The organism is Ectopseudomonas composti (assembly GCF_001567565.1).
GTDB lineage: Bacteria > Pseudomonadota > Gammaproteobacteria > Pseudomonadales > Pseudomonadaceae > Aquipseudomonas > Aquipseudomonas composti_A.
Genome location: NZ_LSSW01000013.1, coordinates 22,744 through 34,835 on the forward strand (window position 1 = coordinate 22,744; position 12,092 = coordinate 34,835).

The 12,092-nt window shown below is 63.6% G+C and carries 12 protein-coding genes; 3 read left to right on the forward strand and 9 right to left on the reverse strand.

All coding sequences use genetic code 11. From position 1 onward, the window contains the following. Positions 1–85: 85 nt before the first annotated feature. Positions 86–1,570, forward strand: coding sequence for a helicase HerA-like domain-containing protein (locus tag PCLY_RS02385; protein ID WP_061237645.1), 1,485 nt, complete (start codon positions 86–88; stop codon positions 1,568–1,570). 51 nt (positions 1,571–1,621) lie between these two features. Here the strand turns inward: PCLY_RS02385 and PCLY_RS02390 are convergent, their stop codons facing one another. Together PCLY_RS02390 and PCLY_RS02395 are read right to left on the reverse strand one after the other, a co-directional pair. Then, entirely contained in the window at positions 1,622–1,840 is a 219-nt protein-coding gene (locus PCLY_RS02390) for a hypothetical protein (protein WP_061237646.1), read from the reverse strand. Positions 1,841–2,083: 243 nt separating this feature from the next. Further along, positions 2,084–2,959, reverse strand: a complete 876-nt coding sequence (locus tag PCLY_RS02395) for an aldose 1-epimerase (RefSeq protein ID WP_061237647.1) — start codon at positions 2,957–2,959, stop codon at positions 2,084–2,086. Positions 2,960–3,066: 107 nt separating this feature from the next. On the opposite strand from PCLY_RS02395, the gene PCLY_RS02400 reads away from it, so the two are divergent. After that, complete coding sequence (locus PCLY_RS02400; protein WP_061237648.1) at positions 3,067–3,822, forward strand: FadR/GntR family transcriptional regulator; 756 nt, start codon at positions 3,067–3,069, stop codon at positions 3,820–3,822. Between the two features lie 80 nt (positions 3,823–3,902). On the opposite strand, the gene PCLY_RS02405 is transcribed toward PCLY_RS02400, so the two are convergent. From PCLY_RS02405 to PCLY_RS02430, 6 genes are all read right to left on the reverse strand, one after another. Next, entirely contained in the window at positions 3,903–4,808 is a 906-nt protein-coding gene (locus PCLY_RS02405) for an EamA family transporter (RefSeq protein ID WP_061237649.1), read from the reverse strand. Positions 4,809–4,899: 91 nt separating this feature from the next. Continuing rightward, entirely contained in the window at positions 4,900–6,180 is a 1,281-nt protein-coding gene (locus PCLY_RS02410; RefSeq protein WP_061237650.1) for a TRAP transporter large permease, read from the reverse strand. Further along, positions 6,180–6,707, reverse strand: coding sequence for a TRAP transporter small permease (locus tag PCLY_RS02415; protein WP_061237651.1), 528 nt, complete (start codon positions 6,705–6,707; stop codon positions 6,180–6,182). The genes PCLY_RS02410 and PCLY_RS02415 overlap by 1 nt, the downstream gene beginning before the upstream one ends. 59 nt (positions 6,708–6,766) lie before the next feature. Then, entirely contained in the window at positions 6,767–7,741 is a 975-nt protein-coding gene (locus PCLY_RS02420; RefSeq protein ID WP_061237652.1) for a TRAP transporter substrate-binding protein, read from the reverse strand. 76 nt (positions 7,742–7,817) lie between these two features. Further along, entirely contained in the window at positions 7,818–8,693 is an 876-nt protein-coding gene (locus PCLY_RS02425) for an SMP-30/gluconolactonase/LRE family protein (RefSeq protein ID WP_061237653.1), read from the reverse strand. Positions 8,694–8,746: 53 nt separating this feature from the next. After that, positions 8,747–9,574 carry an NAD-dependent epimerase/dehydratase family protein gene (locus PCLY_RS02430; RefSeq protein ID WP_061237654.1) on the reverse strand — a complete coding sequence of 276 codons (828 nt, stop codon included), beginning with the start codon at positions 9,572–9,574 and terminating at the stop codon, positions 8,747–8,749. Between the two features lie 364 nt (positions 9,575–9,938). On the opposite strand from PCLY_RS02430, the gene PCLY_RS02435 reads away from it, so the two are divergent. Continuing rightward, a complete protein-coding gene (locus PCLY_RS02435; RefSeq protein WP_061237655.1) occupies positions 9,939–10,964 on the forward strand; it encodes a LacI family DNA-binding transcriptional regulator in 1,026 nt (341 codons plus the stop codon). A gap of 22 nt (positions 10,965–10,986) precedes the next feature. Here PCLY_RS02435 and PCLY_RS02440 read toward each other — a convergent pair whose 3' ends face one another. Next, a complete protein-coding gene (locus PCLY_RS02440) occupies positions 10,987–12,090 on the reverse strand; it encodes a DUF1513 domain-containing protein (RefSeq protein WP_061237656.1) in 1,104 nt (367 codons plus the stop codon). Positions 12,091–12,092: the final 2 nt, after the last annotated feature.

Sequence of the window (12,092 nt, forward strand, 5' to 3'; positions counted from 1 at the left end):
CTGCCAGACCAAGCGAAGATCGTTCGCCGGTCTGACTTCCGTGTCGGCATATCTGCAGTAAAGCGCTAACTCAGAGGATGGCAAGATGCCTGCAACTTCACAGTTCATCATGGGGGCCGACAGCCAGGGGATGCCGGTTGGCCAGCCGCTGCGTCTGGCCAATCGTCATGGTCTGATCGCAGGTGCTACCGGTACCGGTAAAACGGTCACTCTGCAGCGTCTGATCGAGACGTTCAGCGACGCTGGCGTGGCGGTATTCGCTGCCGATGTCAAAGGTGACCTGTGTGGTCTTGGCGCTGCCGGCGCACCGCAAGGCAAGGTCGCCGAGCGCATTGCCAGCATGCCTTGGCTGAACCATCAGCCGCAGGCCTATCCGGTGACCCTGTGGGACGTGCGCGGGCAGAGCGGTCACCCCTTGCGCACCACCCTCAGCGAGATGGGGCCGCTGCTGCTTGGCGCACTGCTCGAGCTGACCGACAGCCAGCAAGCGGCGCTCTATGCGGCGTTCAAGGTGGCTGACCGCGAGGGGCTGCTGCTGCTCGATCTGAAGGACCTGAAAGCGCTGCTTGGCTACCTCAAGGACAATCCACAGGTGCTGGGCGCGGACAGCGCGCTGTTCACCAGTGCCTCCGCGCAGGCACTGTTGCGTCGTCTGGCCGGGCTGGAGCAGCAAGGCGCCGAGGCGCTGTTCGGCGAGCCGGCGTTGCAACTCGAAGACCTGCTGCACCCGGACCGCGACGGCCGCGGCCGTGTGCACTTGCTCGATGCCTCTCGTCTGGTTCATGAAGCGCCCAAGGTCTATGCCACCTTCCTGCTGTGGCTGTTGGCCGAACTGTTCGAACAACTACCGGAGCGCGGTGACGCGGACAAACCGGTGCTGGCGCTGTTCTTCGACGAGGCGCATCTGCTCTTTCAGGGTACGCCGAAGGCCTTGCAGGAGCGCCTGGAGCAGGTAGTGCGGCTGATTCGTTCCAAGGGCGTAGGGGTGTATTTCGTCACCCAATCGCCCAGCGATCTGCCGGACGATGTGCTGGCCCAACTGGGTCTGCGCATCCAGCACGGCTTGCGCGCCTTCACCGCCAAGGAGCAGAAGGCCCTGCGTGCGGTGGCCGACGGTTTTCGTCCGAACCCGGCGTTCAGCACGCTCAGTGTGCTCACCGAGTTGGGGATTGGCGAGGCGTTGGTCGGTACGCTGGAGGAGAAGGGCACGCCGGCCATGGTTCAGCGCGTGGCCATCGCGCCGCCGCAATCACGCATCGGCCCGCTAAGCGAAGCCGAGCGAGCGGCACTGGTGCGTCAATCGCCGCTCGCGGGCCGTTACGACAAGCCCAACGATCGTGAGTCGGCCTACGAGCTGCTTACCGCGCGAGCCGCGCAGGCATCCGCCGAGGTGCTGGCGCCAGCGAGTACCAAGACCAAGGCGGCAGCGCAGGATCAAGGGCTGGGACAGATGGCGGGCGAGTTGCTTGGCGGTGCGATGAAAAGCGCCTTGCGACAGGCGGCCAATCAAATCGGCCGGCAACTGGTGCGGGGGCTGATGGGGTCGCTCTTGGGCGGGAAGAAACGCTGAAGCCAGCTTGCAGCCGCGCTTCACGCGGCTGCAAGCTGCTCTCGGGCGGAGTCAGTCGTATTCGCTGGCCGCTTCTTTCTTGTCCTGGCGTTCTTTTTCGATCTTCTCGATTTCTTTGTCGAAAGCCTGATCGAGCAGGCTGGGTCTTTTGCGCCAGGGTTTGCGATCCGGGTCCGGTTGAGCGGCGTAGGTGATGACTTCTCCGCCGTATACATCCTTGTAACGCTGCGCCTGGCGCTCGAGTTCGGCGCGCAGTTCGTCTTTCGTCACGTGTTTACCTGTCGGTTGTGATCGGCCCACAGAGCATTCGAAACGCCAAGTTTCGATACGATGTCGGGAGTCGATCTAGGGCTTTTTGGCCTGGGTTGGCCGGGAGAAAACTTTGCAAAGTGTCATGCTTTGCATCTTTCCCCTTTCTCTTCAGTTACTTGTGTATCAGTAACTTTTTTCCGAGAAAAGTTGCATGGGGCAACGAGTGCTCATTATCGCCATCGCCCTTCGAATGTCCAGTGATCAGGTGGCCAATGCCTGATATTGCAGGCTGAAGTTCATCTGGCAACTTTGCTCGCTTGCCAGCAGGTGAAGCCCGGGCCGCCCCGCCAGATGGTGGGCGTTGACCGGGTGAGTGACGGGCTCGAAGCAGAAGAAGTTCTGCGCCTCGGGGCAGAACAAAAGAAATACATCGCTGCCTTCCGCCTCGCAGACAAGTTGATAACCCGCGTCCGGTTGAATGATGCGAACCTTGCCGGGCCATTGGGTAAAGGCATTGTCGACAAGTTGTTGCGGCAACAAGGCGGGCTCTTCGAAATTCCAGGTTTGCGGAAGGTCGATCCACTGGCTGGAAAGTTTGCTCTCGTCGCACAACCAGACGCCTGCGGCCTGTGCCTGGATATGCGTTTGTGCAGTGCGCGGCAGATAGGGGTGGAATCCGAGTCCATACCAGTTGGGCTGCTTACCCAGGTGAGTGGCTTGCAATTCGAGGCGCAGGCGACCGTCGATCAGGTGCACCTCGAGTCTGGCGCGATAGGCAAAAGGCGTTTGGCTCTCCAGTTGCAGGGTGGCGCTGTCGGATGTCGCATTGACTGTCTGCCAGGGTTGTTGCCACGCGCTGCCATGTATCGGCAGCGCTTCATGCCCGGTGTTGGCGTTCAGTGCCTGCCAGCCATCCGGTATGGCGAAGCCGCCGCCGCCGATGCGATTGGACCAGGGCAGCAATGGATAGCAGGCCAGACGCCGAGGATTGGCGGCGGCCAGCGCCTGCTCGTCGCTATGGCGAAGTAGCGGCAGACCATCGCTCAGGCGCACCCAGTTGACCAGACTAGCGCCCAGTTCCGGGGCGAGGGTCAGTTGTGTCAGGCTGTCGCGCAGGGTCAGCAGAGGCGTTGTCATTTGGCGTTCCTGAGGCAGTCAGTGTCGGGAATTCATAGTGTCATCGTACAACTGCTGGGCTATCATTACGGCAAAGCCTTACGTCTTCAGTCGAGAGCTCGTCCAATATGGAAATGCAAAACGCTCAACCTCGTGCTCGTCGCAAGCACCGCAGCCTGGCTCAGGAGCTGGTGGCAGACCTGTCGCAGCGCATTCGCGATGGGCTGATCAAGCGTGGTGAGAAGCTGCCGACCGAGTCGGCGATCATGGAAGAGCAAGGCGTCAGCCGTACAGTGGTGCGCGAGGCCCTGTCGCGTTTGCAGGCGGCTGGCCTGGTGGAAACCCGTCACGGCATCGGTACTTTCGTGCTGGATACGCCCAGTGCCAGCGGTTTTCGCATCGACCCGGCGACCATCGTCACCCTGCGCGATGTGCTGGCCATTCTCGAGCTGCGTATCAGTCTCGAGGTGGAGTCCGCCGGCATGGCCGCTCAGCGTCGCAGTGACGCGCAACTGCAGGCCATTCGCGAGGCGCTGGACGCCATCAACGAACACGCTGCACATGCCAGCGATGCGGTGTCCTCGGACTTCCAATTCCACCTGCGTATCGCCGAGGCCACGGGTAACCGCTATTTCACCGACATCCTCAGCCATCTGGGCACCAGCATCATTCCACGTACCCGGGTCAATTCCGCCAGCCTGGCGCGTGACGATCAGACCCATTACATGGCACGTCTGGAACGTGAGCACGAGCAGATCTTCGAAGCCATCGCGCGTCAGGACGCCGAGGCCGCGCGCGCGGCCATGCGCTTGCACCTGACCAACAGCCGCGAGCGCCTGCGCCAGGCACACGAAGCGGCCGAGGCCGAAGCGCTGCACGGCTGAACTTCCATTCACACACTCGGCGGCCCTGGGCCGCCGAATGCGTTTCAGCGCTGAGCACAAATCAGCACGCATGGCGCTCTCTAGCGGCGGTAGGCCAGGGCGACAATGCCGCCGACCACGATCAAGCCGCCGATCACCTGCAGGCCACCCAGTACCTGCCCCAGAATCAGCCAGCCCAGAATCATGCCGGCGACCGGCTCCATGTTCATCACCGGCGCATTGCGTGCGATGTTCAGGCGCGGCATACAGATGAACAGGGTGGAAAAGGCCGCGCCATAAAGCAGTACCAGGCAGGCCAGTGCGATCCAGCCAGGGCTGGCGCTGGGCAGGCTCAGGCCTCCCGGAATCAGGCCGCTGGCGCCTAGCAGGGTCGAAGTGCTGAATACCACCGCCAGGGTCAGCATGCTGCGTACCGAGCCGGCGACGTTCGACAGGCGATTCTCTGTGATCCATAGCGCCACGGCGAAAACGGCGGCCGCCGTCAGGCTGAACAGAATGCCGGCGCTCCACTCGCTGTCTGGCACATCGGCGCTGCTCAGGCGGCCGGGGACATCGAGCACCAGCACCAGACCGAAGAGGATCACGCCCATGATGGCCAGTGCCTGTCGGGTTGGTTTCGCACCGCCAAGCGCCCAGGTGAGCAATGCCAGCAGGATGGGCGAGAGGTTGACCACCAGTAGCGCCAGCGCCACCGGAATACGTGCCACGGCCGAGTAGATGCAGAAGCTTTGAATGGCGATCAGCAGGCCCAGCAGAACTTGCCAGCCCCAGGTGGCGCGACTCAGTTTCAGCGACTCACGTCGCCACAGCACCAAGGCCGCCAGCGCGATCAGGGTCACGCCGGCACGTGCGAGCATGGCCAGTAGCAGGCCGGTGTCGTGGTCGAAGGCGATCCGCGCAGCGATATGGTTGGCTGCGAACGAGCACGCCAGTGTCGCGAGGATCAGGGCAGCGATGTGACGCGGAAACGGTGCGGAACCTTGCATGACGAAATCCTGTTGTCATGGTCTGTAAGTCAGGCCCTCAAGCAAAACGCCGCCCGATTGGGCGGCGTCATCGTTCAAGGCCCGGTTGCTGTCAGAGCACGACGCTCGGCAGCCACAGTGAGATGGCAGGGATGTAGGTAACAGCCATCAGTACGGCGAACAGCGCGATGTAGAACGGTAGCAGGGCCTTGACCGTACTCTCGATGCTGACTTTGCCGATGGCGGCGCCGACGAAGAGTACCGCACCTACCGGTGGCGTGATCAGGCCAATCCCCAGGTTGACCAGCATGATCATGCCGAAGTGCACCGGGTCGACGCCGAACGAGGTCACCACCGGCAGCAGGATCGGGGTCAGGATCAGGATCAGCGGCGCCATGTCCATCAGCGTGCCCAGCACCAGTAACATGAAGTTCACGCACATCAGGATCACGTAGCGGTTGTCCGAGAAGGTCAGGAACGCGGTGGTGATCTTCGATGGAATCTGCATCAGGGTCATGATGTAGCCGAAGCTGGCGGCGAAGGCGATCAGGATCATCACGATCGACAGCGTGCGCACGGTGCGGTGCAGCATTTTCGGCAGTTCACGCCACTTGTAGTCGCGGTAGATGAACATGGTCACGAAGAATGCCCAGACCACCGCGACTGCAGCCGACTCGGTGGCGGTGAACACGCCGCTGAGGATGCCGCCGAGGATGATCACCATGGTCATCAGGCCCCATAGTGCCTCGACACAGATCTTCAGCGCCTGGCGCAGCGGAATCACTTCCCCCTTGGGGTAGTTGCGCTTCTTGGCGAACCACAGGCACAGCGTGGCCATGGTGAAGCTGAGCAGCAGGCCCGGACCGATACCGGCGACGAACAGCGCGGCGATGGACACGGTGCCGCCAGCTGCCAGCGAGTAGATCACCGAGTTGTGGCTGGGCGGGGTCAGCAGCGCCTGCACCGAGCCGGAGACGGTGACAGCGGTGGAAAACTCGCGCGGATAGCCTTTCCTTTCCATTTCCGGGATCAGCACCGAGCCGACCGAGGCGGTATCGGCCAAGGAGGAGCCGGAGATGGCGCCGAAGAAGGTCGAGGCGGTGATGTTGACCAGCGACAGGCCACCACGGACGAAGCCCACCAGCACCCCGGCGAACGCCACCAGGCGCCGCGCCATGCCGCCTTCGGCCATGATCGCGCCGGCCAGGACGAAGAACGGAATGGCCAGCAGGGAGAATTTGTTCACGCCACCGGAGATCTGAATCATCACGGCGTGCAGGGGAATCTCGATCCACCAGGCGCCGATCAGGGTCGCCAGACCGAGGGCGTAGGCGACCGGAACGCGCAGCAGGATCAGGGCAATGAAGCTGCCCAGCAGAATGGCGGCATCCATTACACGGACTCCTTGGAATCTTCGCAGTTCTCGTAATCGACGACGCGGCGCTTGTGCTGATCGCCATACAGCAGTTGTTCGATGACGAACAGCAGGGTGATCAGGCCGCCCAGCGGAATCGGTGCGTAGCTGATGCCGACGCGCATCCAGGTCAGCGTGCTGAGGTACTGGTTCCAGGTGGCGACGCACAGCTTGTAGCCCCAGATCAGCATGAACAGGCTGATGGCGCCCATTGCCAGGCGTACGAACAGGGTGAGAAAGGGCTGAGCCACTTCGGGCAGGCGGTCACTCAGCACCTGCACGGCCATGTGCGCCCCCGCGCGATAGCTGGCGGCGGCGCCGATGAAGGTGAATAGCACCATCAGCAGGATGGCGATGGGTTCGGGCCAGCCCAGGCCCTGGCCGAGTGCATAGCGGCTGAACACGCCCCAGGGGATGATCAGGGCCATGATCACGATCGCCAGGCCGGCGGTCGCGATACAGGCGCGGTAGATGACGTCATTGACGCCCAGAACCAGGTTTTTCATGAGACTTCACCGGTTGCGCGGCGCAGGCGATGGGCCCGCGCCGCGCGCTTGCGCGTGGATTACTGAACGGCTTCGATGCGCTTGATCAGGTCAGCGAACTGCGCGCCGTACTTCTCACGTACCGGGGCGGTAGCGTCGTAGAAGGGCTTGGTGTCGACTTCGATGAACTCGACGCCTTCAGCCTTGAGCTTCTCGTCGCTGGCCTTTTCCTTGGCAACCCACAGGTCGCGCTCTTCCAGTTGGGCTTCTTTGGCCAGCTTCTTGACCAGTGCCTGCTGGTCTGCCGTCAGCTTGTTCCAGGTGGTCTTGGACATCAGCAGCGGCTCGGGGAGGATCAGGTGATGGGTCTGGGTGTAGTACTTGGCCGCGCGGAAGTGGTTGTGTTCGAGCAGGGTCGGCGAGTTGTTCTCGGCGCCGTCGATCACGCCGCTCTGCAGGGCGCTGAAGATTTCACCGGTGTCCATGGCGATGCCGTTGGCACCCATGGCGTTGAGCGTATCGATGAACAACGGGTTGCCGATCACGCGGATCTTCATGCCCTTGAGGTCTTCGATCTTGCGCACCGGCTTCTTGGTATACAGGCTGCGGCTGCCGGCTTCCATCCAGGCCAGGCCGACCATGTTGAAATCCGAGTCGGTGATGGCGTCGAGGATTTCCTGGCCGATCTCGCCGTCGACCACCTTGCGCATATGGTCGACATCGCGGAACACGAACGGCATGTTGAACACGTTGGTGGCAGGCACCACCGGGCCGACCGAGCCGAGGCTGACGCGGGTCAGCTGCACGGCGCCGATCTGGGTCTGTTCGATCACTTCCTTCTCGGAACCCAGCACACCGCCGGCGAACATGCGGTATTTGATTTCACCGTTGGTGGCCGCTTCCAGCTTCTTGCCGAGGCTCTCCATGGCGACCACGGTCGGGTAGCCGGCAGGGTGGATTTCGGCAATCTTCAGGGTCGTCTCGGCCTGCACGAAGGACGACAGGCCGAGCGCTAGCGGAAGTGTGGCGAGAAGCAACTTGCGTTTGAGGTTCATGCGGAAAACTCCGTCTTGTTGTTGTTGGTGAACAGCAGGGCAGCCCGATGCCGCGAACGGCCCGGGGTGAATCGGATCAGGGGTTGAAGGCTGGCTCTTCGATACCTCGCACGCCTGCCTGCAGGGCGAATAAGCCGCCAGCCAGTGGCTGGTCGCGAAGGTCGCCGCCAGGGCGGATCGAGGTGACGAACAGGGTGTCCAGATTCGCGCCGCCAAAGGCACACATGGCCGGTTTTTTCACCGGAACGGCCAGCGAGCGGTCGAGGCGCCCGTCGGGGGTGAAGCGGTGCACCAGGCCTTCGTCGTTGCCGCAGATCCAGTAGCAGCCATCGACGTCCATCGCCGCGCCGTCCGGGCGCCCGGCATGCTGCTGCATGTCGATGAACAGGCGCCGGTTATGCGGCGTGCCGCTGTCGGTGTCGTAATCGAAGGCCCACACGCTTTGCACGCTCGGGTGCGAGTCGGACAGGTACATCGTCCGGCCATCGGGGCTGAAGGCCAGGCCATTGGGGACGATGAAGCCATCGAGCACCTGCTGCAACTGGCCGTCGTAGCGATACAGGGCGCCGACGCGGGCGCCCTGGGCCATGTCGAGCAGCATGCTGCCGGCCCAGAAGCGCCCCTGGCGATCACAGCGACCATCGTTGAAACGCATCTGCGGACGGGCGTGCTCGACCTGCGCCAGGCGTTCGGTGTGCAGCGTACCGTCGTCCTGAGGGCGCAGGTGGAAGAGGCCGCTCTGCATGCCGGCGATCCAGCCGCCAGCCGGGTGGCGGGCGATGCAGGCGAGCATTTCCTCGGTTTGCCAGCTCTGCGTCTGGCCCGTGGCAGCGGACCAGCGATGCAGACGACTGGCAGGGATGTCGACCCAGTACAGGGCCTGTTCGGCTGTATTCCAGACCGGGCTTTCACCCGTGGCGTTGCGCGCATCGACAATCAGTTCGGCTGTCATGGCAGGGGCGCTCTAGTTGTTGTTATGGCGTGGGGCGGTGGCGGGGCGTCGCTTCAGTCGTCACCGAACGGGCCTGCGGCCACGAAGGCGCCGCCCTGGTAAATACGCGCCGGATCGTCAGCGGCCGGCATGGGCTGCGCTTCGATCTTGTCGCGGAACACTTCCGAGCTGTCCTTGGGCGCGAAGCCCAGGTGCGCGGCCTGGCTGTTGTCCCACCAGACATCGCGGTTATCCGACATGCCATAGACCACGGTGTGGCCAACGTTCTGGCTGTACAGGCAGCGTTCGAGCAGGTGGGTGAGGTCGTCGTAGCTCAGCCAGGTGCTCATCATGCGGCGGTTGGCGGGCTCGGGGAACGAAGAGCCGATGCGGATGCTGACGGTCTCGATGCCGTAGCGATCAAAGTAGAAGCTGGCCATGTCTTCACCGTAGGACTTGGACAGGCCGTAGTAGCCATCCGGGCGGCGCAGGCAGTTGGCGTCGAGGTGCTGGTCCTGCTGGTAGAAGCCGATGACATGGTTGGAACTGGCGAACACCACGCGTTTCACGCCATGGCGACGGGCCGCTTCGTAGATATGGAATACGCCACAGATGTTGGCGCCGAGGATTTCTTCGAACGGGCGCTCGACCGAGACGCCACCGAAGTGCAGGATGGCGTCGACACCTTCGACCAGTTGATGCACCGCGTTCTTGTCGGCCAGGTCGCAGCGTACGATCTCTTCGTGCGGGCCGGCCGCGGGGGCCATTTCACCGATGTCGGACAGGCGCAGGATGTTGGCGTAGGGGCGCAGGCGTTCGCGCAGTACCTTGCCCAGTCCACCGGCGGCGCCGGTCAGCAGCAGGCGGTTGAAGGGACGCAGTTCGCTGGATGTCGTGGTCATGGCGGGGCCTGGACTCTTGTTGCTTGTTGTTATTGGGTTGTCATACGTTGTCGTATGACTTGGCCTGATTATCAGTAGCAAATCAGGCAATGTCAACGCAGCCGAAACGAGAAATCAGGCTGTTCAGCTGCTGCGCTTGAATGACCTGATGGGGTGCAATCGGATGTGCGCGGATGTTGACTGAGCGTCTCTAATCCGCCAGTTTCTCGTGCTATCAAGGTGTGCTTGAAGAAGGGGATGCGAGCGCGCGCCGCCCTATCAGGCTGTTCACGCGGCCGAGTCTTTGACTAAAGTTGTATGACGACGTATCTCGCTGAGAGTCAGTGCCTGCAATGCAAGGCACTCGAATGATTGGAGACGTGACATGGGCAGGAAACCTGCGGGCATTCGCACGAGCACGGCACCGACGCTGATCGATGTTGCCAGGGTGGCGGGGGTATCACCGATTACCGTATCGCGCGCCCTGGGCCGGCCTGAAGTGGTGAGCGATACCACTCGCAAGCGCGTGCTGGAGGCGGTACGGGCGACGGGGTACGTGCCCAATCTCGCTGCCGGCTCTCTGGCCTCCAGCCGCAGTCGGCTGGTGGCGATCTTCCTGCCGACCATTGCCAACTCGATCTTCTCCGACACCGTGCAGGCGTTGACCGAGCGCATGGCCGCCGCCGGCTATCAGACCTTGCTCGGCCTGACCGGTTACAGCCCAGAGCAGGAGGAGGCCTTGCTCGAGGCCGTGCTGGGCCGCCGTCCGGATGGCATCGTGCTGACCGGCACCGAGCACACCCAGGCGAGCCGCGAACGCCTGGCGCGAGTCGGCATTCCGCTGGTCGAGGCCTGGGATCTGTGCGAGCACCCGATGGATATGCTGGTCGGCTTTTCTCACGAGGCGGTTGGCCAGGCGGTGGCGCACTATCTGATCGGCAAAGGCTACCGCCGCGTCTCGTTCGTGGGCATCGATGATCCCCGCGGCCTGCGCCGTTACCGCAGTTTGCTGCAGGCCCTGCAAGAGCAGGTGCAAGCGCCGGTGGCTGCGCAGATTCTGCCTGCGCCGGCGACCCTGGCGATCGGTCGCCAAGGCCTGGCGCGTCTGCTACAGGACGGTACGGCCGGTGAGGTCGTGGTCTGCAGCTCCGACACCGTGGCCCAGGGGGTGATGGCCGAAGCGCTCAGCCGTGGCCTGCGCATTCCCGAAGACCTGGCGGTGATGGGCTTCGGCGACCTTTACAGCGCAGCGCACACCCATCCGCCGCTTTCCACCGTGCGGGTAGACGGGCCGCGCATCGGTTGCGCCATCGCCGAGGCGCTGCTAGCGCGTTTCGCCGAGCCTGCGGGCGCGCGTCAGCCGCTACGCCTGGACGTCGGCTTCGAGCTGATCGAGCGCGGTAGTGCCTGAGCCTGGCACGGCAGGTTCAGGCTCAGGCCAGGCGCAGGTGGTTGTCCCACAAGCCGGCCGGCAGCTGCAGGGCGCTGGTGACGATGCGCGTGCTGCGGCAATCGTACAACCGGCAGCGGCCCTGGCCTGAGGTCACCACGAAACCATCGGCCACCGCACCAACTCCGGCGCAGTCCGGCAGCGGCACGTCCAGGCGCACCTGCGCACTGTCCAGGTCCCAGATGAAGAAGCGGTTGCCACGCGGCGCGGTCATCGCCAGCAGGCGCAACTCGTCGTGAATGGCCACGCTGGCGGTGTACTGGTTCATCGCCACGCGCTGAGCCTCGCCGAGGGCAAAGGGCTGGAAGGCCTGGCCGGGACGCTTGATCGCCAACAACGGTACCTTGTCGTGCACATCGCCCATGTACTGCTGGCCGCTGACCACGGTGCCGTCGCGCGCGACGGCAAGGTGACGAATGCTGTTTTGCTGGTCGGCCAGGCGCTCCTGGCTGATCAGGCTGCCGTCGCGCTTCATCAGCACCAGGCTGGCCTGCATGGCGTCGAGGTTCATCTCCACGCGGCTTTCCGCCTCGGTGCGGATGCCGCCGTTGGCCACCACCAGGGTTTCGCCGTCGGGCATCCACAGCAGCTGGTGCGGTCCGACACCGTGGGTGCTGTGTTCGCCATCGCGCAGCAGCTGCGTACCCTGCAGGCGATAGCTGCCAAGTACGCCACGACCCGGTTCGCTGGTGTCGTTCTCGGTGGCGTAGAGCCAGTCACCGCCTTTGTGGAACACGGCATGGCCATTGAAGTGGCGCCCGGCCGGCGAGCTCAGCGTCTGCAGCAGGCGGCCGTCGCGCGTGTCGACCAGGTAGCTCTCGGTGCTCGGGCGGCGCCCGACGAACAGGGCCATGGGCAGGCTGGGATGGGGCACCACGTCGTGGCAGCGTTCGCTGACCGGGGTGGCGAAGGCGCGTTCGCCATCGAGACGATAGCCGACGGCATAGTGCTTGCCGTCACCATCGTCACGCGCCGATAGCAGCAACGGCTGTCCGGATGGGCCGAACAGCGTCCAGCCGCCGAAGGCGCCCGCCGCCGCCAGGCTGGCGGCGGCTGCGCCAAGACCGAGGAAGGCTCTGCGTTGCATTG

Excerpts from the sequence above, each read along its gene's own strand:
- PCLY_RS02405 (WP_061237649.1), bottom strand. The coding sequence starts at position 4,808 with ATGCAAGGTTCCGCACCGTTTCCGCGTCACATCGCTGCCCTGATCCTC.
- PCLY_RS02425 (WP_061237653.1), bottom strand. The coding sequence starts at position 8,693 with ATGACAGCCGAACTGATTGTCGATGCGCGCAACGCCACGGGTGAAAGC.
- PCLY_RS02435 (WP_061237655.1), top strand. The coding sequence starts at position 9,939 with ATGGGCAGGAAACCTGCGGGCATTCGCACGAGCACGGCACCGACGCTG.
- PCLY_RS02420 (WP_061237652.1), bottom strand. The coding sequence starts at position 7,741 with ATGAACCTCAAACGCAAGTTGCTTCTCGCCACACTTCCGCTAGCGCTC.
- PCLY_RS02385 (WP_061237645.1), top strand. The coding sequence starts at position 86 with ATGCCTGCAACTTCACAGTTCATCATGGGGGCCGACAGCCAGGGGATG.
- PCLY_RS02415 (WP_061237651.1), bottom strand. The coding sequence starts at position 6,707 with ATGAAAAACCTGGTTCTGGGCGTCAATGACGTCATCTACCGCGCCTGT.
- PCLY_RS02400 (WP_061237648.1), top strand. The coding sequence starts at position 3,067 with ATGGAAATGCAAAACGCTCAACCTCGTGCTCGTCGCAAGCACCGCAGC.
- PCLY_RS02395 (WP_061237647.1), bottom strand. The coding sequence starts at position 2,959 with ATGACAACGCCTCTGCTGACCCTGCGCGACAGCCTGACACAACTGACC.
- PCLY_RS02410 (WP_061237650.1), bottom strand. The coding sequence starts at position 6,180 with ATGGATGCCGCCATTCTGCTGGGCAGCTTCATTGCCCTGATCCTGCTG.
- PCLY_RS02430 (WP_061237654.1), bottom strand. The coding sequence starts at position 9,574 with ATGACCACGACATCCAGCGAACTGCGTCCCTTCAACCGCCTGCTGCTG.
- PCLY_RS02440 (WP_061237656.1), bottom strand. The coding sequence starts at position 12,090 with ATGCAACGCAGAGCCTTCCTCGGTCTTGGCGCAGCCGCCGCCAGCCTG.